This window comes from uncultured Shimia sp. (assembly GCF_913054185.1).
Taxonomy (GTDB): domain Bacteria; phylum Pseudomonadota; class Alphaproteobacteria; order Rhodobacterales; family Rhodobacteraceae; genus Shimia.
The window spans coordinates 1-22298 of sequence record NZ_CAJXIV010000001.1 but is presented as its reverse complement, the minus strand read 5'-3'; the positions used below and the strand labels follow the sequence as shown (position 1 = coordinate 22298).

Annotated in this window: 17 protein-coding genes; 10 read left to right on the top strand and 7 right to left on the bottom strand. The window is 54.9% G+C overall.

The window, feature by feature from the left end; translation table 11 throughout:
• Entirely contained in the window at positions 1–1080 is a 1080-nt protein-coding gene (locus QZ517_RS00085) for a 2Fe-2S iron-sulfur cluster-binding protein (protein WP_294220120.1), read from the top strand.
• Between the two features lie 67 nt (positions 1081–1147).
• On the opposite strand, the gene QZ517_RS00080 is transcribed toward QZ517_RS00085, so the two are convergent.
• The 5 genes from QZ517_RS00080 to paaI all read right to left on the bottom strand — a co-directional run bounded on the left by QZ517_RS00080 (position 1148) and on the right by paaI (position 4688).
• Positions 1148–1486, bottom strand: coding sequence for a hypothetical protein (locus QZ517_RS00080; RefSeq protein ID WP_294220118.1), 339 nt, complete (start codon positions 1484–1486; stop codon positions 1148–1150).
• Positions 1487–1638: 152 nt separating this feature from the next.
• A complete protein-coding gene (locus QZ517_RS00075; RefSeq protein WP_294220116.1) occupies positions 1639–2232 on the bottom strand; it encodes a hypothetical protein in 594 nt (197 codons plus the stop codon).
• 91 nt (positions 2233–2323) lie between these two features.
• Entirely contained in the window at positions 2324–2932 is a 609-nt protein-coding gene (locus QZ517_RS00070) for a TetR/AcrR family transcriptional regulator (protein ID WP_294220114.1), read from the bottom strand.
• The gene (gene paaK, locus QZ517_RS00065) at positions 2932–4242 is read right to left on the bottom strand and encodes a phenylacetate--CoA ligase PaaK (protein ID WP_294220112.1); all 1311 of its coding nucleotides are present in this window, start codon (positions 4240–4242) and stop codon (positions 2932–2934) included. The genes QZ517_RS00070 and paaK overlap by 1 nt, the downstream gene beginning before the upstream one ends.
• 20 nt (positions 4243–4262) lie before the next feature.
• Positions 4263–4688, bottom strand: coding sequence for a hydroxyphenylacetyl-CoA thioesterase PaaI (gene paaI, locus QZ517_RS00060; RefSeq protein ID WP_294220110.1), 426 nt, complete (start codon positions 4686–4688; stop codon positions 4263–4265).
• 95 nt (positions 4689–4783) lie between these two features.
• On the opposite strand from paaI, the gene paaZ reads away from it, so the two are divergent.
• Both paaZ and mnmH read left to right on the top strand, forming a co-directional pair.
• The gene (gene paaZ / locus QZ517_RS00055; protein WP_294220107.1) at positions 4784–6814 is read left to right on the top strand and encodes a phenylacetic acid degradation bifunctional protein PaaZ; all 2031 of its coding nucleotides are present in this window, start codon (positions 4784–4786) and stop codon (positions 6812–6814) included.
• Positions 6815–6894: 80 nt separating this feature from the next.
• Complete coding sequence (gene mnmH / locus QZ517_RS00050) at positions 6895–7935, top strand: tRNA 2-selenouridine(34) synthase MnmH (RefSeq protein ID WP_294220105.1); 1041 nt, start codon at positions 6895–6897, stop codon at positions 7933–7935.
• Here mnmH and selD read toward each other — a convergent pair.
• Complete coding sequence (selD, locus tag QZ517_RS00045) at positions 7922–10096, bottom strand: selenide, water dikinase SelD (protein ID WP_294220103.1); 2175 nt, start codon at positions 10094–10096, stop codon at positions 7922–7924. The genes mnmH and selD overlap by 14 nt on opposite strands.
• Positions 10097–10380: 284 nt before the next feature.
• On the opposite strand from selD, the gene QZ517_RS00040 reads away from it, so the two are divergent.
• The 7 genes from QZ517_RS00040 to QZ517_RS00010 all read left to right on the top strand — a co-directional run bounded on the left by QZ517_RS00040 (position 10381) and on the right by QZ517_RS00010 (position 18202).
• A complete protein-coding gene (locus tag QZ517_RS00040; protein WP_294220101.1) occupies positions 10381–11322 on the top strand; it encodes a nucleoside hydrolase in 942 nt (313 codons plus the stop codon).
• 101 nt (positions 11323–11423) lie between these two features.
• Positions 11424–12836, top strand: coding sequence for a protein adenylyltransferase SelO (locus QZ517_RS00035; RefSeq protein WP_294220100.1), 1413 nt, complete (start codon positions 11424–11426; stop codon positions 12834–12836).
• A gap of 67 nt (positions 12837–12903) precedes the next feature.
• A complete protein-coding gene (locus QZ517_RS00030) occupies positions 12904–13593 on the top strand; it encodes an endonuclease/exonuclease/phosphatase family protein (protein WP_294220099.1) in 690 nt (229 codons plus the stop codon).
• Positions 13594–13637: 44 nt separating this feature from the next.
• Positions 13638–14483: a PhzF family phenazine biosynthesis protein gene (locus QZ517_RS00025; RefSeq protein ID WP_294220098.1), complete on the top strand. Its 846-nt coding sequence runs from the start codon at positions 13638–13640 to the stop codon at positions 14481–14483.
• Between the two features lie 107 nt (positions 14484–14590).
• Complete coding sequence (locus QZ517_RS00020) at positions 14591–15001, top strand: Fur family transcriptional regulator (protein WP_294220097.1); 411 nt, start codon at positions 14591–14593, stop codon at positions 14999–15001.
• Positions 15002–15131: 130 nt separating this feature from the next.
• On the top strand, positions 15132–17549 hold the full coding sequence (locus QZ517_RS00015) for an FAD-dependent oxidoreductase (RefSeq protein ID WP_294220096.1): 2418 nt from the start codon (positions 15132–15134) through the stop codon (positions 17547–17549).
• Between the two features lie 32 nt (positions 17550–17581).
• The gene (locus QZ517_RS00010; protein ID WP_294220095.1) at positions 17582–18202 is read left to right on the top strand and encodes a nucleotidyltransferase family protein; all 621 of its coding nucleotides are present in this window, start codon (positions 17582–17584) and stop codon (positions 18200–18202) included.
• A 27-nt stretch (positions 18203–18229) separates the two neighbouring features.
• Here the strand turns inward: QZ517_RS00010 and QZ517_RS00005 are convergent, their stop codons facing one another.
• A complete protein-coding gene (locus tag QZ517_RS00005) occupies positions 18230–21739 on the bottom strand; it encodes a calcium-binding protein (protein WP_294220092.1) in 3510 nt (1169 codons plus the stop codon).
• Positions 21740–22298 lie beyond the last annotated feature (559 nt).

Below are 22298 nucleotides of genomic sequence, written 5' to 3'. Positions count from 1 at the left end.
ATGGCCCAATCCGCGCGCTTTCATGACCTTGAGGTCACAAACATCCGCAAAACCATTCGCGACGCTGTGGTCGTGACCCTCGCGCCAGTCAATGGTGCGGCGTCCGAGTTTGACTTCACCCAAGGGCAATACCTGACCTTCAAACGCGACTTTGATGGCGAAGAACTGCGCCGCAGCTACTCTATCTGCGCTGGCAAAGACGACGGCGTTTTGCAAGTGGGCATCAAACGTGTAAACGGCGGTGCCTTCTCTACGTGGGCCAATACTGATCTCAAAGTAGGTGACACGGTTCAAGCCATGCCCCCGATGGGTGGTTTCTTCACGCCGCTGGATGAGCGCGCGGATAAGACCTACCTGGGTTTTGCAGGCGGCTCAGGCATCACGCCAGTTCTGTCGCTGATCAAAACCACATTGGCGCGGGAGCCGCAGTCTTCCTTTACGCTGATCTATGCCAACAAAGGTGTGGCCACGATCATGTTCCGCGAGGAACTTGAAGATTTGAAAAATACCTACATGGGCCGCTTTAACGTGATCCACGTGCTGGAGTCCGATGCGCAAGAGATCGACCTCTTCACCGGCATGGTATCGGAAGAGAAATGCGCGCAGCTGTTCCAAACCGGATGGATTGACATCGATTCAGTGGACACGGCCTTCATCTGCGGTCCGGAGCCGATGATGTTAGGCATTGCCAAGGCATTGAAAGATCACGGGCTTTCAGAAGATCAGATCAAGTTCGAGCTGTTTGCCTCCGGTCAACCTGGCCGCGCCAAACGCAAAGCTTCCAGCGCCTCTGACACGACCAAAGCTGTCACAGCCCAGATTACTCTGGAGGGCGCCACCCAGACCATCAAAATGGACCGTGACACCTCCGTGCTCGATGCGGCCCGCGCCAATACAATGGACGCGCCATATGCCTGCAAAGCCGGGGTCTGCTCAACGTGCAAATGCCGGTTGATTGAAGGCGAGGTTGAGATGATGACCAACCACGCATTGGAAGACTACGAAGTAGAAAAAGGCTTCATTCTCAGCTGCCAATCTTATCCGGTGACTGACAAAGTGGTTGTTGACTACGATCAGTAGCCTCAACAACAAAGGGCGCCATATTTGGCGCCCTCTCTAATCTATTCATGTGCCCGATTGGCCAGCGCTATGGCTTTGGCTCCGTCTCAAAAGCCGTCCCAAGACCTACGCCGTAATCCAACGCTTGGATGCGGGTGTCATATCCCAGGCTGAAATCGAGGTAGAAGTCCTCATCCAAATACGCCGCGCCCACGGTTGGCCGGAACGCTTGGGAGCCAAACTTATAGTCAGCCCCAATCGCCAATACTGCGCTTTCTGGCTCATCATCGTGGAACATCCGCACACCCACGCCCCAGTCGCCGCCAAACGTATACGTCAGACCGACACCAAAAGATGGATCTGCTTGGGCGGCTGATCCACCAATCAAAGCGACACCCATAAGTCCCGCTGCAAAAATACGTTTCATGATTTTCTTCCCACCTCAGTTGTTTGGTGAAAAATATCACAGCCCTTGCAAAGTGGCCAATGTGTCAAATCCACACGCACCAAGTTGTGACCAAGTTCCAACATCAACCACGGTCGGGCTCTCAGACTGCCAACTTGCTAAGCGCCTGCAAATCAAATGGCGTCAGTTCCACCATCATCGGCACCCCCATCTCCAGCACCACCATCTCCAGTGCCACCGTCACCTGTTCCACCGTCTCCAGTGCCACCTCCGTCCGTGCTGCCAGTGTCGGTCCCTCCATCGCCAGTGTCTGTGCTGGTGTCTCCGCCACCATCTGACGTGGTTCCTCCGCCAGTGTCCGCTGTGTCAGTGTTGCCACCACCGGTGGACGCAGTGTCCGCGCCCGTTGTGGTTGCTCCACCACCCGACGCTGCCGGTTGCTGCGTTTCAAACGCCGCCCCGACGCCGATGCCATAGTCCAGTGCTTGCAATCGCGTGTCGTACCCCAAACTAAGATCGATGTAGAAATCTTCGTCCAAATAGGCCGCCCCTACGGTAGGCCGGAACGCCTGAGTGCCAAACTTATAGTCAAAACCCAGAGCCAAAACCGCGCTTTCGGGTTCATCATCGTGGAAAACACGCACCCCGACAGCCCAATCGCCGCCAAAGACATAGGTCAGACCAAACCCAAAAGCAGGATCCGCCAGTGCTGCGCCACCACCGGACAAAAAGACCGAGAGCATCGCGCCGGAAAAATACTTTTTCAAAACATCACCCATTCAAAACAAACTACAATGGGCGCAATTTAGCACAAATTGATGTGTTGCTCCAAAACAATCTATGAGTGTCTATTGTCGCTCAGGGTTTGATCGATAGGCCATGCACACCGCCCAGAACCAAGTCGGTTGCAAGATCGGCATAACGTTCCCGCGCATCCGCGTCTGCACCGGTTTGCCACATATAATACCAGTTCAGCATGCCAAACACCGACATCGTGGTTTCCCGCAGCCGCACCGGATCAGTGTCAAAGACACCATCACCGTTGGCCGCGACAACTTCACTCACGAAGTTGACCAAATCCCGCTGATAACCGCGCAAAACCTTTTGTTGCTGCTCTGGCAAAGCCTGCATGGCTGTACTTTGCACTCGGTGTTCATGATCTGCACCTTGATAAGCCAATAGGATTTCGCGCACCACCAATCTCAATTGAGCTTTGATGTCCAAACCACTCAAATCAATCTCACAAATCCGATTTCTCAGCTCTTTCAAATAGCTGTCCAATACATCAAACAACAACGCGTCTTTGCTGTCGTAATAGTGGTAGATGTTGGCCTTTGAAATCCCACACTCCTTGGCCAATACCGACATAGAAGCCCGATCATATCCTTGCTCAGCAAACACACGTGCTGCCGATTTCAGGATATGAACACGCTTCTGCTCGTAGTCTTTGGCAATGGTGCGCGCCATCAGTTGCCGCCTCGATTGTCCACCACACGCTTGGCTTTGCCTTGGCTGCGCTCCACGTCGCCAGGTTCGCCTACAATCACTTCAACTGACACGCCAATCATATCCTTGATGTGCTTGGTCAACATACGTGCTGACGCGGTTTTTGAAAGATTGTCCGCCGCCGTTGGCGTGGCTTCCACAAACACCCGCATTGCGTCCATGCGGCCCGATTTATACAGTTCAATTTGGTAATATGGCGCAAGCCCACCGGTCGCAAGCACCTGCTCTTCAACTTGAGACGGAAACACATTGACGCCTCTCAGGATGATCATGTCATCTGACCGGCCTGTGATTTTCTCCATCCGCCGCATTGACCGTGCCGTTCCAGGCAAAAGCCGTGTCAGATCCCGCGTGCGGTAGCGGATCATCGGTAGGCCTTCTTTGGTCAACGTCGTGAACACCAACTCCCCCAATTCACCATCCTCACAGACTTCGCCGGTCTCTGGGTTGATCACCTCCGGGTAGAAGTGATCTTCCCAAATCACCGGCCCATCTTTGGTTTCCACACATTCATTGGCCACGCCCGGCCCCATGATTTCGCTGAGCCCGTAAATATCCACTGCGTGCATATCAAAGGCAGCTTCTACCTCTTTGCGCATCGCATCAGTCCAGGGCTCCGCCCCAAACACACCCACCGACAAAGAGCTCTCTCGTGGGTCCATGCCAAGCTTATGATATTGCTCCAGGATATTGAGCATATAACTTGGCGTGACCATAATTCCGTCCGGTTGAAAATCGGTGATCAAGCCAACCTGCTTTTCGGTCTGCCCGCCACTCATTGGCACCACTGTCGCGCCCAAACGCTCAATACCATAGTGCGCGCCCAGCCCGCCTGTGAACAGCCCATAGCCATAGGCATTGTGCACTAAATCACCGGCGCGTAATCCTGACGCCCGCAGGCTGCGTGCCATCAGGTCGGCCCAGTTGTCGATGTCACCTTTGGTGTACCCCACAACCGTTGGTTTGCCCGTAGTACCAGACGACGCATGCAACCGTGCGATCTGCTGGCGTGGCACGGCCAAAAGCCCAAACGGATAATTGTCGCGCAGGTCATTTTTGTACGAAAACGGGAACTTCGACAGATCACTCAAGCTTTGTAAATCGTCTGGATGCACGCCCGCCTCATCGAACCGCTGTTTGTACATCGACACGTTTTCATAAGCATGATTGAGAGACCATTTTAGTCGCTCCAACTGCGTTGCGCGGATCTCATCAATCGACGCAATTTCAATGGCTTCCAGCTCGTCTTTGCGTGGTGACAAGTCTTTCATAACGTTCTCCCCGACTTCGTTTATTCTTCAAACAGATGGCCTTTGATCGCGCGCGAAGCCCCACGAAATTCGGCAATCACCTGATTTTCCTGATTGGAAACGGTCACATCATAAATCCCGCTGCGTCCGGTGAGGCTTACCTCACGCGCCATCGCGGTCAGCACATCCCCTTCACGTCCCGGCGCGATGTAAGAAATGTTGTTGTGCTGTGCCACGGTTGCCTGATTGCGGCTGTTGCAAGCAAAGGCAAAGGCGCTGTCGGCCAGCGTGAAGGTGAAGCCACCGTGGCAAATGCCATGGCCGTTACAATGCTCCGGCTTCACGGTCATGATGAGCGTCGCTTGCCCTTCGTCCACGTCAACAATCTGCATGCCCATGTACTGGCTTGCGCGGTCTGTTGACCACATCGCAGCCGCGCTTTTCTCGGCCCGCTCTTTTGGCGTCATCTGTGCCTCCCAACACAATCTCCTCAACCTCCAGCTTGCATAAACCGAACGGTTGGTCAATAAATGATTCACGGAGACATATCGGGGAGAGAGCCATGTCCATCCAAAACGTTTCAAGCTTTGCCGCAGGTCAATGGATTGCGCCCGGAGCCGGTGCCCGCAACATCGCCTCTGCCATCACCGGTGAAGTTATCGCCACCGCTGGCAACGACGAGCTCGATGTGCAGGCCATGTTGAACTACGCCCGCACCGTAGGTGGACCCGCTTTGCGCAAAATGACCTTTCATGATCGCGCCCGCATGCTCAAGGCCCTCGCCTTGCACCTGCGCGAGCACCGCAAGCCGATGTATGAGCTCTCCTTCAACACTGGCGCCACCCAAGCTGATCATCAAATCGACATCGACGGTGGCATTGGCACCATGCTGGTGTTTGCCTCCAAAGGCCGCCGCGAAATGCCAGACAGCACCATCTACGTGGATGGCGAGTTGGAGCAACTCTCCCGCAACGGTTCTTTTATGGGCCAACACATCTGCACGCCAATCCAGGGCGTCGCGGTGCACATCAACGCGTTCAACTTCCCGGTCTGGGGCATGTTGGAAAAGCTCGCACCAACCCTGCTCGCCGGTGTTCCTGCAATTGTGAAACCGGCCACCTCTACTTGCTATGTCACCGAACTCTGCGTGCGCCTTATGATTGACAGCGGCATTCTACCCGACGGTGCCGTACAACTGGTTTCTGGCGGCTTAGGTGACATGCTGGACCACTTGACTTGCCAAGACGCTGTGGCTTTCACTGGCTCCGCTGACACAGCACTAAAACTGCGTTCCAATCCTTTGATTTTGGGCAACTCTGTCCGCTTCACCTCAGAGGCTGACAGCCTGAACGCCTCGATCCTGGGGCCAGATGCCACACCCGACACACCAGAATTTGACCTCTTCATCAAAGAGGTCAGCCGCGAAATGACCACCAAAGCGGGCCAGAAATGTACCGCCATCCGCCGTATCATTACACCGGACTCCACGACTGAAGCGGTGATCGAAGCGCTTTCCGCGCGCCTGTCCAAAACCGTGATCGGCGACCCACGTCTGGAAAGCACGCGCATGGGCGCGCTGGTCTCAAACAGCCAAAAACGTGACGTACTCGAAAAAGCCGCCCTGCTGGGCACCGAGGCCGAGCGTGTTTTTGGTAACCCAGAAAACTTCACAGTCGAAGGTGCCAACGCCAACAAAGGCGCCTTTGTTCCGCCCATGCTGTTCCACTGTTCCTCGCCAGATGCCGCCCACCACGTGCACGCCTCAGAGGCGTTTGGCCCCGTCTCCACCCTCATGGGCTACCGTGATCTGGACCACGCGATTGCACTCGCCAACAAAGGCCAAGGCTCGCTTGTCGCCTCCATCATCACCCACGACGCTGAGGTTGCCCGCGAAGTCGCCATAGGCGCAGGTGCCTTTCACGGCCGCCTTTACTTCAACAACCGCGACAGCATGGGTGAAAGCACCGGACATGGCTCACCCCTGCCCCATATGGTTCACGGCGGCCCAGGCCGCGCCGGTGGCGGCGAAGAACTTGGTGGCATTCGTGCCGTGAAACACTACATGCAACGCACGGCGATCCAGGGCAGCCCGGACATCCTCACTGGGATCGGAAACACTTGGGTGCCCGGCGCCAAAGAAAGTGACGCAGAGGTCCACCCCTTCACCCGCCGCTTTGGGGAATTGGCCGTTGGCGAAACGCTCTACACAAATCCCCGCGAAATCACTCTCGAGGACATCGAACACTTCGCCAACTTTACCGGCGACACCTTCTATGCCCACATGGATGAGGACGCAGCCGCCCGAAACCCGTTCTTCCCGGGCCGCGTGGCACATGGCTACCTGCTTTTGTCGTTTGCAGCAGGCCTGTTTGTGGAGCCAAACGAAGGCCCTGTGCTGGCCAATACCGGTCTCGACAGCCTGCGTTTCATGAAGCCGGTTGTGGCCGGCGACAGCCTCAAGGTACGCCTGACGGTCAAGAAAAAGACCAAACGCAACGAGGAATACGGCGAGGTGCGCTGGCATGTCACCGCCTCCAACCAAGACGATGAAATGGTTGCGGAATACGAGTTGCTAACCATGGTTGCGTATTAAGCGCCGATAGGCCGCGGCCCGCCCTCTGGCGCGCCGCGGTCTTTGCCTCTATGCACAAGGCACCTTACTTGGACTCGTGCATGCCTCTCCCGCTGACCCAAATCTCCGATCTCGCGACTCTGCCGTTTGATCAGATCATCGACGTGCGTTCTCCGGCGGAGTTTGCAGAAGACCACATACCCGACGCGATCAACCTTCCGGCCATGTCCAACGAGGAACGTGCGCGGGTTGGCACCATCTACGTGCAGGAAGACCCGTTCAAAGCGCGCAAAATTGGGGCGGCGATTGTGGCGCGCAACGTGGCCACCCACCTCGAAGGCCCACTGTCTGAGAAAGAAGGCAGCTATAAACCCTTGGTCTACTGCTGGCGCGGTGGCCAGCGGTCCGGCTCTGTGGCGATTATCCTCAAACAAATTGGATGGCGCGCCGACACGATTGAGGGCGGCTATCAAGCTTATCGACGCTTGGTCTCCAAAGCACTTTATGAAGGCGTGATGCCCTGCCCCATTGTAGTGATCGACGGCGGCACCGGCACCGCCAAAACCCGCCTATTGGATCACCTAATTGAGCAAGGCGCGCAAACGCTTGATCTTGAGGCCATGGCGGAACATCGCGGCAGTCTTTTTGGGCCCATGAGTGAAAGCCAACCCAGCCAGAAAGCTTTTGAAAGCCGCCTCGCAATGGGCATCGCCAAGCTACAACCAGAGCGCCCCGTCTATGTTGAAGCGGAAAGCTCCAAGATTGGCCGTCTGATCATCCCGCCCGTGTTATGGCAGGCGATGATTGCCGCCCCCAACCTGCGCCTTACCGCGCCGCTCGAGGCCCGTGTCAAACATTTGATCTCTGCCTATCCGGACATGCTGTCCGACGGCACCAAACTCGCCACAGTATTGAACATGCTCACGCGCTACCACGGTCACGAAAAAGTGGCGCAGTGGAAAGCCCTCGCCAACGCACAGGACTTCAAACCCCTCGCCCAGGCTTTGATCGAAACACACTACGATCCCCGCTACGCCCGCATCTCCCGCGCCCACGCGCCAGACGCAGAGGAAATTGCCCTCCCTGATCTCAGCGATGAGACACTCGCGGTCTGTGCAGCCAAGTTGATCAGCTCAGAGTGATCGACGGCTCTCCAGCACTCACCTCACCAATCACTGCTGCGTCATGGCCCGCTGCACGCAACTGCGCCACAAGTGCAATCCCCTCATCCGCCGCGACCGCCGCTAGAAACCCACCCGAAGTCTGCGGATCATGCAGCAAAGCCATCATAGCGCTGTCAGGCCCAAACACCGGAGCAGCCAACCTATTGTCCTCATAAATCGTGCTGCGCTGCCCCGCGTCGGCCAACGCCTCTGCCCCCGCATAGACCGGCACATCGGCCAAACAAATCTCGGCCGCCACACCTGAAGCCCGACACATCATCATCAAATGCCCAGCCAAACCAAAGCCGGTCACATCGGTCATTGCATGGGCACCTTGTAAAATCGCCGCCGCATCGCCCTGCGGGCGTGCCATGACTTCGTAAAGCGCCGCCACATCACGCCCGACTGCTTTGCCCTGCATCTCAGCTGCCAAAAGCGTGCCTGACCCAATGGGCCGCGTCAGGATCAACACATCCCCAGCCTTTGCCCCGGCTAAAGTGATCGCATCATCCTCAAGCAAACCCGTGACCGTGAGGCCTATGGTCAACTCGGCTCCCATGGTCGAATGCCCGCCTACAATCTCCGCGCCCGCGCCACGTACAACATCCCCAACACCGTCCAGAACCTCGCGCATCGCCCGCGCCTGCAACGCTGGCGTCATGCGTGGCAGCGTCACCGACAACAACGCTGATTGCGGTTTTGCGCCCATGGCCCAGACGTCTCCAAGCGCGTGCACGGTCGCAATGCGTCCCATCAACCCGTGATCCATCACAAACCCGCGCAGATGGTCGACACTCATCACCTGTTTTTGGCCGCCAATGTCCAGCACAGCAGCATCATCCCCCACGCCTTGCAGCACATCGCGGCGCTGAACCGGCGGCATCTCCGCCAAAGCCGTGCTGAGCTGCCCTGGTGCCACTTTGGCACCACACCCACCACACAACATTTGCGCATCCCGCGCGCCAAGCGCCACAGGTCCAGCTGGTTCGGGTAGCTTCATCTCAGGAAACTCGGAAAACTTCCGCATAAAACTCTGATCTATATGATCTTTCCACCGCCATAGTTTTACCTTCGGCATAGACAAACAACGTCCCCACTTTGCGGCCATTGCATCTTTGCTGCCCAAGGACATGAGCTTCAAGTAATCGGCTTGTGGCTGAAACGCCTTCATCTCGCCACCTGTCAACGCAGCGGAAATATTATTGTAAAGCACAGGCGCTGCCCGCACGGCAAAAACTCCGGCCTTAGGTCGGGGACTTGCCATCAAGGCCGCGCAATCGCCCACCGCAAACAGATCTTGCCGTCCCGAAACCAAGAGCCGGTCATCCACCTGCACAAAACCATCGCGATCCTTTGGTAAGTCCGAAGCCGCCAGCCATTCGTGGGCAAACCCGCCAGCAGTTCCGACGGTGAACTCTGAAACCACATCGGAATACCCGCGCAGTTTTACCGCCGCCGCTGTGACGGCTTCAACTTCAACCGAACTAACCACCGTGACACCCAAACGAAGCATCTCTTCCCGCAAAATCCGGTCGGCTCCAGGGATTGCACTGGCCAATTTGGTTTGGGCCTCGATTAGCGTCACGCAGTTTTGCCTGCCCAGCCCTTGCAGCTTGTAGGCCATGGCCAACGCCAGTTCACACCCAGCCACACCGCCGCCGATCACAGCCACTTGGCCTTGCTTTGCGCCTGCGGTCACCTGCTGCACATACGCGGCCCAGCGATCCGCATAGCCATCCAGCGGCTTTGCTCCAATCCCGTGCGCTTTAAATCCTGGAATATGCTGCACCTGCGCATGCAATCCCACGTCCAAGGATGCCAGATCATAAGCCACTTCGCCGAGTCCCGTCACATGGATCACCTTGCGCTCAGCATCAATCCTATCCGCCGCGCCAAAAATCACCCGCACACCGGCAAACCGGGCCAGCTTGACCAAATCGATCTCCAAATCATCACGTGTGTAATGCCCTGCGATATGCCCCGGCAACATGCCCGAATACGGCGCGGTTGGCCCCGGATTGATCAACGTGACCTGAACGCCCTGGACAGGCTTCATGCCCCACATGCGCAACATCAACGCATGGGCATGACCGCCGCCAACCAACACCAAGTCCCGGGTCAGCGTGGTTTGATTTGTCATTCCCACCGGTTGTTTTCCTTCAGCTTCCGCTTTACGCGCAGACTTTCTGGTATGTCAGGGCGACGCAACAATAAAACAGCCACCGCACGGCGGGTTAACATAATCGTGCAACAGCAGCGCGACGTCCCCAATTTCCACCTCCGCAAAACAGACGCGATACCGACGCGAAATTTCTGCAAATTTGGACCGTTTGGTAAATTTTCTACGCACCCTTCCTGATCCGTGCTAGACAAGTACTTCGCACCTTGACAGGGTGCGGCTTCCAACAGCTACGAGGGCACATCATGAGCGCGCGCAAGATCATCATCGACACGGACCCAGGTCAGGACGACGCCGTCGCCATTCTCTTGGCATTGGCCAGCCCAGAAGAGATCGATGTTCTTGGCATCACCGCGGTTGCGGGTAATGTACCGCTGGCCCTGACTTCAAAAAATGCGCGTATTGTCTGCGAGTTAGCTGGTAAGCCCGAGACAAAGGTATTCGAAGGGTGTGACCGCCCCATGGGGCGAGAGTTGGTCACGGCTGAACACGTCCACGGCAAAACTGGCCTCAATGGCCCGGTTCTTCCTGATCCAGTGATGACAGTAGAAGCACAGCACGCAGTTGACTTTATTATCGACACACTTCGCGCCCATGACGCCGGAACAGTCACTCTTTGCCCGCTTGGCCCCTTGACCAACATCGGAACAGCTTTTGAAAAGGCGCCAGATGTTGTTGAAAAGGTTCAGGAAATTATCCTGATGGGCGGCGCTTACTTCGAAGTCGGCAACATCACCCCCGCTGCGGAGTTCAACATCTACGTAGACCCTCAAGCCGCAGATATCGTGTTTAAATCTGGCGTTCCAATTGTTGTGATGCCGCTGGATGTCACTCACAAGGCTTTGGTCACCCCATCGCGCAACGACGCTTTCCGCAATATTGGTACCAAAGTTGGCACAGCGGTCGCGGAAATGACTGATTTCTTTGAACGGTTTGACAAAGAGAAGTATGGGTCCGACGGCGCACCTCTGCATGACCCTTGTGTGACTGCTTATCTAATCCAACCATCGCTGTTCTCGGGGCGTCACATCAACGTGGAGATCGAAGCCACTTCAGAGTTAACAATGGGCATGACCGTCGCAGATTGGTGGCGGGTCACTGATCGCAAACCCAACGCGCTCTTTGTCGGAGACCTGAATTCTGATGGGTTCTTTTCCCTTCTAACAGAACGCCTTAGCCGCCTTTAGGGTTCAAAACTCGCCATCAACTTTACATGGCTGCGCGCGCAATCGCAGCCTTGTGAGGCACCAACAGTGGCATTCTACTCAAAGCCCACTATGCTGCGCCTATGACTCTGCACATCCCATTTGAGAACACCTATGTGGACTTGCCCAACCGCTTGTTTTCACATCAAAAACCCTACCCAGTTCGCGCACCTAAACTGGTCGAATTCAATCGCCCTTTGGCCTCTGCACTGGGCATCACAGGCGCCGAGGACGACCTGGAGCTGGCTCAAGTGTTTTCCGGGACCACCCTTCCCGAAGGTGCCGATCCAATTGCCCAGCACTATGCAGGACACCAATTTGGCAATTGGAACCCGCAAATGGGTGACGGTCGCGCAGTTCTACTTGGTGAATCAAAAGGGTACGACATCCAGCTCAAAGGGTCCGGCCCAACACCTTACGCGCGACGGGGCGATGGCCGCGCCTGGCTGGGACCAGTGTTGCGGGAATATGTTGTGTCCGAAGCCATGCACGCGCTTGGCATCCCGACAACCCGCGCCTTGGCCGCCGTCGAAACCGGCGAAGAGATTATGCGAGACCGGCCTCTGCCCGGCGCCGTTCTCACCCGTGTGGCTTCAAGCCATATTCGTGTCGGCACTTTTCAAGCCCTGGCCGCGCGCCAAGATATCGAAGGTTTACAGTCTCTTATGGACTACGCCTGCGCACGTCATTACCCGGGCGCAGAGACGCCGGCGGCCTTCCTGAAAGCGGTTATCGCCCAACAAGCCAACCTGATCGCCAAATGGATGTCCGTTGGCTTCATTCATGGTGTCATGAACACCGACAACTGCGCTATTTCCGGCGAAACCATCGACTACGGACCCTGCGCTTTCATGGACGCCTTCCACCCGGGCCAAGTATTCTCATCCATAGACCGGCATGGACGCTATGCCTATGGAAACCAGCCACAAATCATTGCGTGGAATATGGCACAATTGGCGACTTCTCTCCTGCCCCTCGAAGCAAATTCAGAGGCCGCAGTCGAAGAGTTCACCAACCTTGTAAATGACATGCCCGACTTGCTGAGACGGTCCTGGCGGGAAGCATTTGGTAAAAAACTCGGCATTGCGGAGGTCGCAGAGGGTGATGAGGTGCTTGTCACACAACTGCTCTCCATAATGACCGACCAAAAAACTGATTTTACCAACACTTTCCGGGATTTGACAGACAACCCTACAGCGCCTTTGGATGTAGCGGCCCACCCAGACTTCCAGGATTGGAGCGCGCATTGGCGAGATCGCTTGGCGCTGCAGCATGCTGCCCCCAACGACATAATGCGAAAAGCCAATCCCTTTGTTATCCCGCGGAATCACCAAATTGAGGCGATGATTTCCCAAGCGGTGTCAGGCGACTTCTCGCTGTTTCATCAACTAAACGACGCCTTGGAAAACCCATATGATGCCAATCCTGATTGGACAAATCTGACCGCCCCGCCCACAGCTTCCGAAATAGTCTCGCAAACTTTCTGTGGCACTTAACATCAGGCCAAAACGCCCTATTCTCAATGATGTAGTAATTCCGAAGTCTCTTTAGATTGGATGATCCGTGCTGCGTATTGCCAGTTACAATCTGCAAAAATGTGTCGGCGTAGACCTGCAACGCCGCCCAAGCCGCAGCATGGTTGTGATCCGCGCTCTGAAAGCAGATGTGGTGGTTTTGCAAGAAGCTGACAAACGGCTGCCGCCGCGACCAGCCGCGTTGCCACATGATCTGGTAGCAAAAAAGGGATTTAAACACATAGACTTTGGGCAACCCAAAGGCTCGTTGGGCTTTCACGGAAACGCCATGCTTGTACGCCCGAACGTTGAGATTCTGGATGCATCTGGATTGGAGTTACCGGGATTGGAGCCGCGTGGCGCTATACGAGCCGACCTGCGCACCACCATTGGTGACCTTCGTGTGATAGGCGTGCATCTGGGCCTGATCCGACGTTACCGCTTGATGCAGTTAGGGGCGGTTGCCCGCGCCGCGCGACGACTACCTGAAATGCCCACGCTTATCGCTGGCGACTTCAATGAATGGGGTTCCAAGGCGGCGCTTGATGCGGTGACACCAGAGTTCGACTTTATCTCAACGGGGCATACCTTTCCAGCTCCGCGCCCCATAGCAGGCTTGGACGGTTTTGCACATACAAAAGGCCTTAAAGTCTTCGACCACGGCGTTTTAACACGTATTCCGGCCCGCGTGGCCTCTGATCACCTACCCATCTGGGCCGAGCTCAATCAAATCCCGTAGAACAGCCTTTAGCGTTGGACCCAATAGCAGAAAGTCTACAATCTATGACCCCATACTATGTCTATGACGTTTTTACAAAAGAACCGTTTGGCGGCAATCAGTTGGCGGTTTTTCCCGATGCAACAAAACTGCCTGAAAACGCCCTTCAAAAAATCGCACAAGAGTTCAATTTCTCCGAAACGACATTTGTCTTCCCCCCAGAAAACCAAAGCCACACAGCTAAGGTCCGAATATTCACGCCGACCATGGAAATCCCCTTTGCGGGGCATCCGATCATCGGAACGGCCTGCGCAATCGCCGACGAAGGCCCTTCGACAAACATGACCCTCGAACTTGGAGTTGGGCCGCTCACCTGCGTATCGGATGGGCAAAGCGCCTCGTTTGACGCCAAACAACCGCTCGAAATTTTATGTGAACCTGACCCGGCATTGGTGGCTGAAGCGTTGGGCCTTGAAACAAACCAGATACATTTTCAGGTGCATCCACCGGTGATGGCATCCTTGGGATTGGCGTTCACAATCGCCGAAGTCAAATCCCGCGACATTCTCTCCAAAGTCGCACCAGACGTGACCGCTATCAAAAAAGGCAATAAGCTCTACCCCTCAGGCCTCGACTTTGCACAGTTTGTCTATGTCCGCGACGGCAACACAATTTACGCGCGGATGTTTGCGCCGCTGGACAATATACCAGAAGACCCTGCCACCGGCAGTGCATGTGCTGCGACAGCCGCTTTACTGAGCCGCATTGAGGGTCGTGACCAAGCGCTTACCATTCATCAAGGGGTCGAAATGGGGCGCCCTAGCCTGATCTCTGTAACGGCCACCAAACAAGGTGTTACCGTCTCTGGGCATGCCCGCCGCGTGATGCAAGGCACCCTACTGCATCCTTAACCACACGCTATTTCTTGTCGCAGTTTTATCAAAAGCAGTGGAATCCCGCCTCGGCTTTGGATAGACAGGAAAGCCAATTCAGGCACACAAGTCAGGTCAGGTACGACATGAGCGATTCCATCATTGAGCGTTGCGAAACCAAAGGGTTGCGAATGACGGAGCAACGTCGAACCATTGCTAACGTACTGCAAGAGAGCTCGGATCATCCTGACGTCGAAGAACTCTACGCACGGGCCTCTGCCCGAGACGCAGGCATATCGCTGGCCACGGTTTATCGGACTGTGAAGCTGTTTGAGGAAGCCGGTATTCTGGATAAGCTGGAGTTTGGCGACGGCCGCGCCCGTTACGAAGACGCAGAGCGTGAGCACCACGATCACCTCATTGATATTTCTTCAGGTGAAGTGATCGAATTTGTCGACGCGGAGATCGAAGCGCTTCAAGAAAAGATCGCAGAGAAATTGGGTTTCCAGCTCAAAGGACATCGGCTCGAACTTTATGGCGTGCCGCTCAAGAAATAGGCATCCGTGTCCGCCTGACTTTCCTACGGATCCAAGCAAGCTACATTTGCGACCATTTGTGTCGCGTTTGAACATGCTGCACACCTGAACCTGCCGGTTTCATAGAAATCAGGGAACACAGGAGGCGTGCATGACCACAACGACCCGCGTAGCAGTGATCGGAGGCGGCGTTGTTGGCTGCTCTGTTTTGTACCACCTGACCAAACTTGGCTGGTCTGACGTTATGTTGATTGAACGGTCTGAACTGACCTCTGGGTCCACATGGCACGCGGCTGGCGGGTTTCATACGCTGAACGGTGACACCAATATGGCCGCGCTCCAGGGCTACACGATCAATCTCTATCGTGAACTGGAAGAGATCACCGGCATGTCTTGCGGACTGCACCACGTTGGGGGGGTCACCCTCGCGGACAATCAAGATCGCTTTGATATGCTGCTGGCCGAGCGCGCCAAGCATCGGTTCATGGGATTGGACACGACAATCCTCACTCCTGAGGAAATCAAGACATTTGCGCCTGCCACCAACACAGACGGCATTATTGGGGCGCTGTATGACCCTCTTGATGGACATCTCGATCCCTCAGGCACCACTCACGCTTATGCCAAAGCCGCAAGATTGGGCGGTGCCACTATCCAAACCCACACCAAAGTCACAGCGACTATCCAGCGGCCAGATGGGACATGGGATGTGATCACCGACAAGGGCACCATTCACGCCGAGCATGTGGTCAATGCTGCCGGCCTCTGGGCGCGCGAAGTGGGCGCCATGGCTGGCGTGTATTTCCCGTTACATCCAATGGAGCACCAATACATCGTCACCGAGGACGTTCCCCTCATTGTTGAGATGATGCAGGACGGCAAAGAGCATCCCCATGTGATGGATCCTGCGGGCGAAAGCTACTTCCGCCAAGAAGGCCGTGGCCTTTGCATTGGCTTTTATGAGCAGCCCTGCCGACCATGGGGCGTCGACGGCACCCCTTGGGATTTTGGCCACGAACTTTTGCCAGACGACTTTGACAAAATCGAAGCCTCCATTGAATTTGCTTACAAACGCTTCCCAGCCCTCACCACGGCTGGTGTGAAATCCGTGATCCACGGCCCTTTCACTTTTGCCCCTGACGGCAATCCGCTGGTTGGACCAGTACCCGGAATGCGCAACTATTGGTCGGCCTGTGCGGTGATGGCCGGGTTTTCGCAAGGCGGTGGCGTTGGATTGATGCTGGCGCAATGGATGGTCGAAGGAGAAACCGAACGCGACACATACGCTATGGATTGCGCACGCTTTGGCGACTGGATCACACCTGGATACACGCGCCCAAAGGTCATCGAAAACTACCAAACACGTTTTTCCGTCTCTTATCCAAACGAGGAGCTGCCCGCCGCTCGGCCATTCAGACAAACCCCTATGTATGACGTGTTTGACAAAATGGGCGCGGTTTGGGGGCAACAATTTGGGCTGGAAGTGGTCAATTACTTCGCCGAAGGAGAAGAGCCGCGCTATGAAACTCCTTCGTTCCGTCGCTCCAACGCCTTTGCCGCCACTGCGCGTGAAGTGGCTGCAGTGCGCGAGTCGGCAGGTATCAATGAAGTTCACAACTTTGGGAAATATATGGTCACGGGCCCGAACGCCCGCGCTTGGTTGAACCGCATTATGGCGGGTCGCATCCCCAAACAGGGCAGACTAAGTCTCACTCCAATGTTGTCGCACAAAGGACGGTTGATTGGGGATTTTACCGTATCCTGCCTCTCCGAGGATGCATTCCAACTCACCGCATCTTACGGCGCGCAGGCCTACCACATGCGGTGGTTTGAACAGAATGAGATGGACGGTGTGCTGGTCAAAAACGTGTCTGACCGCCTTACCGGTTTTCAGATTGCAGGGCCAAAGGCACGGGACATTTTGCAAGCCTGTACGCGGGAGGACATTGCGGACATGGCGTTTTTGGACGTGCGTCCGCTCACTGTCGGGATGGTAGACTGCCTGGTTCAACGAGTCAGCTACACCGGCGACCTTGGTTTTGAGATCTACTGCGATCCCATGGCACAACGATCATTGTGGAACACGCTTTGGGACGCTGGAGAGCCTCTCGGTATGCGCCCATTTGGCATGCGGGCTATGATGTCTCTGCGCTTGGAGAAATTCTTCGGTTCATGGCTGTCGGAATATTCTCCAGATTATACTGCGGCTGAAACAGGGTTAGATCGGTTTATTGCCTTTCACAAAAGCGAAGATTTTGTCGGCCGCACCGCGGCTGAAGCCGAGCGTGACAACGGTCCTGACCGAAAACTCTGTGCTTTTGTCGTCGAAGCAAACGACTCGGACGTTCAAGCTTATGAACCCATTTGGCTAGACGGAAAAGTTGTCGGATTCTGCACGTCTGGAGGCTATGCGCACAACGCCAATGCCTCCGTTGCCTTGGGCTTTGTTCCCACAGATCACATTGCCGAAGACCTGGAAGTTGAAATCGAAATCCTAGGAAAAATGTGTAGTGCACGCCTGCTCTCAGAACCGCTTTTTGATGCGGACGGCAACCGGATGAGGGGCTAGTCAGCCTGACTGTATTCCGGCAAAATCAGACCATGATCGACGTCCACACCACTAAGACCAACATCGCAATTCTCATTTTGGCCGCAGGTTCCTCTTCGCGGATGCGCGGTGGAGACAAACTTCTGGAGTTGATTGATGGACAACCGCTGTTGCAAAAAATGGCCAAGCAAGCCTGCGCGGTATCGCCAACAGTTCTGATTTGCCTACGCCCCAACGACATATCCAGGCGCGTTGTACTTCAAGGGTTGGAATGTGTTGTTGTTGAAGTGCCCGACGCATCCGAGGGAATGGCACATTCCTTGCGCGCGGGCATTGCAAAACTACCGGGCAACTGTTCTGCCGTTATGGTGATCCCTGCAGATATGCCCGAACTCACGCAATCAGATTTCGAAACTATTGCACAATCACATGAAGACGCACCTGACGCCATTATTCGTGCAACATCGGCTGAAAACCACCCCGGCCATCCTGTGCTTTTTCCAGCTCGGCTGTTTGGAGAACTTCGTGGCGTATCTGGAGACGTTGGAGCGAAAGACGTTCTGGAACGTAACATGCTCTCTGTGAAACTGTTTAAACTGCCCGATGCACACGCCGTGACAGACCTAGACACCCCAGAAGAGTGGCGCACGTGGCGTGATAGCAGATTAGGGTAAAGCCTTTTCTCTCGTCTTCATTTCAAGTCAAAAATCAAAGTGATGCTCAGCGAGGCTGCCAAGGCTCACGTCTTCTAGTGTGATTTGATGGCTCCCACTCACGGAAATCACCACATCAGAACCTACTTGAGATGCATGGTTTGAGATCACGTCCGAAAAATTTGTGATTGCATCAACAGACGACACATCCAGCACGTCCTGGGCCAAATCAAAGTCGGTCACCACATCCCGACCAAAACTGTTGTGGAACACAAAGAGGTCTCCTCCGTCGCCGCCGGTCATAACATCGTTGCCGCTGTCACCGCGCAGAGTGTCGGCGCCGGCGCCACCAATCAAAGTATCGTTGCCGGCCGCACCACGCAGATAGTTGTCCTGCGCATCACCGGTAAGGTGATCGCTTGCTTTGTTAGAACCCAAAAGATTCTCAATGCTAATATAAGTATCACCGCTGCTGTTGACCCCGGTGTCCAAATTCACGGTCACACCAGACGCATGCCCCCAATACGCGGCGGTGTCCTGACCTTCGCCACCGTCAAAGATATCCCGACCGGAGTCATCCCGTAGATAGTCATCGCCATCGCCCCCGCGGAGCGTGTCAGTTCCTGATCCGCCATAAAGCCGGTCGTTACCACTATTGCCTTCTAAGCTATCATCACCGCTGCGCCCAACAATGTAGTCCGCACCATCGTTGCCATGAAGCACGTCACTGCCCCCGGCCCCATCCAAGCGGTTGTCTGCGTGATCCCCAACCAGCGTGTCATTTGCCACATTGGACCCAAGTAGATTTTCAATGCTGATATAGGTATCACCACTGCTGTTCACACCCGTCAGAAGGTTCACCGACACGCCCGCATTATGCCCCCAATACGAAGCAGTATCCTGACCTGCGCCACCGTCAAACACGTCAAGACCCGACTCATCTCGCAAGTAGTCATTGCCGTCGCCGCCAGTCAAAGTGTCGCTGCCTGTGCCTCCGTACAACCGATCCGTGCCTTCACGGCCTACCAAGACGTCGTTGCCACCATAGCCAAAAAGCACATCATCGCCGCCGGCGCCATCCAAATGGTTACCAAGTGAATTGCCGTAGAATTTGTCGTCAGCGATGTTCGACCCTAACAGGTGTTCAATACTTTCGTAACTGTCACCGCCGGAATTTGCCCCTGTGGTGAGGTTGGCCGTCATCCCACTTTTGTGCCCCCAATAAGACACTGTGTCCTGACCGCTGCCACCAACAAACACATCACGCCCGGACTCGTCCCGGAGGTAATCGTTTCCATCGCCCCCTTTCAAAGTGTCGTTACCGGAATAGCCATATAGCCGATCATCTTCGGCAGCGCCGTAAAGCAAGTTATCGTAGTTATCACCGTACAAGGTGTCACTTGCCAGATCCGAACCGTAGAGGTTTTCAATGCTGCTGTAAGTGTCGGCGCTGGAGTTCTTACCCGTCTTTAGGTTGATATTTACACCGGTTTTGTGCCCCCAATAAGAGACCGTGTCGACTCCGTTGCCACCGATAAAGTCATCGCGGCCAGCATCATCACGAAGATAGTCGTTACCGTCACCACCAACAAGCTTGTCGTTGCCAGAACCGCCGTAAAGGCGGTCGTTTCCTGACTTTCCCTCCAGACGGTCATTGCCAGAATCTCCATAAACAGAATCATGACCGGTCCCGCCGACAAGGATATCCATGCCATCGTATCCCCGGAGGAAGTCGTCCCCTCCGCTTCCGTAGAAGTCATCAACGCCATAGCCACCCCGCATGACCTCCGCCGAACTGTCTCCACTTACAACATTGGAATGGTCTAAAGTGATCTCAATCACTTCCCAAGGGTTCAGACGAAAGCTGATATTGTCTGCGCTGCTGCCCAATTGACCTTGGCTCAGCACGGTAAGAGACCCAGCCACATCGGTTTCAGTGGCAAAATAAAAGTCATCCAAAGATGTCGGATTATCCACGCCTGGACGTACATAAATGTCCTCTGGCTTTGGTAGGTAAGTCTTCCAGTTCCCGGAACTCAGTTTGATCAGCTCGTCATCATAGGCATTGCCCAAAACTGCAATCAAGTCAGCCCGCTCTGCACTATCAATTGTCCGCTTACCGACACGTTGGACCAAATCACCGTTAGCATCGTAGGCCGCGTTGTCACTGAAACCGTCGGACGAGTTCGCATCCATGCCAACAACCCGACCACTCCAGGCGTCCGCGTCCCCAACCAGTGCTGTTAGATCCAACGAAAATGCCTTGTTAAACTCTTCAGTGTGAGACGTGACATAGACGACGCTGGTGTATCCATTGGAGTAGGCATTCACTTCAAGCTTGGTTTCATCAAAGCCGTCTGTGGACAGCGCATACATCGTGCCATCGCTGGGGTTGAGGCTCTCAGACATCAGCTGCAGCATCACACCGGCAGGTGTCAGTTCAACCGGATTATCATCGGAGTTTCCGCCGCCAATGGCGGTTGACGTGTTGTGGCGCACGGTCCAGAAATCCGCCCCGTCGACGCCCAATTCAATCATATTCTGAAACTGCTCAACTACCACTCCGGCAGCTTTGAGTCCCAACCAATGCCAGTGTCCCGTTTCCACGTTCCATTCGGTCATTTGGATATTCAAGTCTTGTGGCAACATGGCTTCCCATGTGGCAAACCGCAAATCCAAGTATTTGACTTCAGATCGCGTCAATCCGGCGCTCTGATCATAGCCTTCCACTTCTTTGTCAAAATAGTAGTGCGCCACAATGCCATCAATGGATGCGGTTGCACTGTTGGTCTGGAACCCATTGGCAATATTGTGGTCAGAATCAAGCTGTTCCAGAAGCTCAAGGTTGCCTTTGACCACCCGCTTTTCATACCCGTTGAGGCTTTTGTAGTATTGCTCCGCTGTTTGAGAGTCGCTCCAATCGCTTGGACGGTGCGCGACATCCCAATGGGCCATCGCGGCCATTGCATCCGCGTCACTAATAGAACCGTAATTGCCGCCTTTGTAGTTGGACGCCCCACCAGCAACGTTGGCAGTTTGCACCCAAATCTCAGGCTGATAGCCATTTACAGTGGCGCCACGCAAGGCATTGGCAATATCCGCTGCGTACTCACCGTACTCTACTTCATCAATAGTTTGCCAAAACTCGTTGCCAATTTCATAGCCCGCAATCAGGTCAGCCTGATCGCCCATGTACTCAAGTACCAGCTCAGCCCAATCGCGAATGTCCTGTTGATTGGTATGCGCATCCGCCAAAGCCGGCACCACAAGCGTGGTCCGTGCGTCATTTTCTTTCACCCAATCAAGATAGTTTCGCACGTCTTCACGGATCTGATTGAAGCCGCTTTGGCCGCGATCCAGCTCCGTAATCTGCTCGTTTGCCGCCCGCCCCGCAGGGTAGCGCAACCGTGTCGCACCAACCAAGTCAATGGCTTCCACATAGCGATCGTTTGGCACCCCATTGACTTCGTTTGTGCTGGTCAAAAGGTTCACGCCAAACATGTCCGAGCGCACCTCTATCGGTGCACTACTGCGATCCACAGTAATGGTAATAGGCATCTAACTGTCCTCAGAAATCGTTACAAAGTCGCGGTCAGGCTTTGATCCCAACGCGTCTGCGCACACCCTTCTGAGTGCATAGCGACCGATCTATGCGTGATTGACTTGACGAAGCTCGTTTTTTTGAGACGCATCTTGTTGTTCCCACCTAATGGCCCACCCCTGAGCCGTTTAAATCCCACCCTCAGTGGTAATTTGGCGGGGCTAATGAGTCCCAAACAGGAAACGGACAATGCCGAGTAGCTTCGTGTCAAATTGTATGCGTTCCGATAATTTCGGATTAAGCCCTTGAAAAACAGGTCTTTCGAGAATGCGTCAGGCAAAACCGCAAAAACCGGGATATTTGCCAGATTTTAAGCAGTTTTGGCATGCCCAATTGTTGCCACAATGGTGCCATTTCACTGCCTCAGAAGAACAAACTTCGGCCACGAAATCGGCAAGGTCCGGCCACAAAGCAAGCCAAAAAACCGAATCTTCCCGGCGGTGTTCAACGTCTAATTGTTAAGAAAAGTGGCGCACCTGAGAGGATTCGAACCTCTGGCCTCTGCCTTCGGAGGGC